Raw genomic sequence first — 579 nt, forward strand, 5'->3', positions numbered from 1 at the left:
AAACTGATCCAACGCTCAACTTAGACGATCAAATACGGGAGGGAGATGATCTCCGGCAACGCCGAAATCAGCGCTCGCCAGCACGATGCTGTGTTGCAACGAACGCGTGCTCACTGAGGATGATCACACTCATAGGTTGATTTATACCTGAATAACCTACCAACGGTTGCTGGAGGCCAAGCGACGCGGCGACCACGGCAATCCGGCGGTTCGGTGCGGGCCGACTGCTATCTTGGTAGGCTTGGGATCCCCTCCCCTCCCTGCCCGCTCGGCGGTGCCGTTACCGCCCAGAAGGGCGCGCCTGAACTGGTCCTGCTTCGTGACGCGAGGGAGCAGAGCAATCGGCGGCGTTGCGCGTACCCGGCGCTGCGCCGCGGGTGCTTACGCCGCAGCGGTGAGGTGTTCCGTACCCGCCGCCGCCATGACGTGGCGCAACTGCGCCAGGAACGCCTCCCCCGCTTGGGTCGACTGCACAAGCACGCTGCGGCGATCCATCGGGTCCACCTTGCGCCGGACGAGACTCAGTTCACCGAGCCTGTCCAAAGCGCGGGTGATGGCGGGCTTGGAGACGTTGAGCCC

The 579-nt window shown here is 63.9% G+C and carries 1 protein-coding gene; it reads right to left on the reverse strand.

What is annotated here, in order from left to right; genetic code table 11:
* Positions 1-381: 381 nt before the first annotated feature.
* The coding region (locus tag E2C06_RS36895; protein ID WP_133293435.1) for a MarR family transcriptional regulator at positions 382-579 on the reverse strand (198 nt) is incomplete at its 5' end.

The sequence above is a fragment of the Dankookia rubra genome (assembly GCF_004355005.1).
GTDB classification, from domain to species: Bacteria; Pseudomonadota; Alphaproteobacteria; order Acetobacterales; family Acetobacteraceae; genus Paracraurococcus; species Paracraurococcus ruber_A.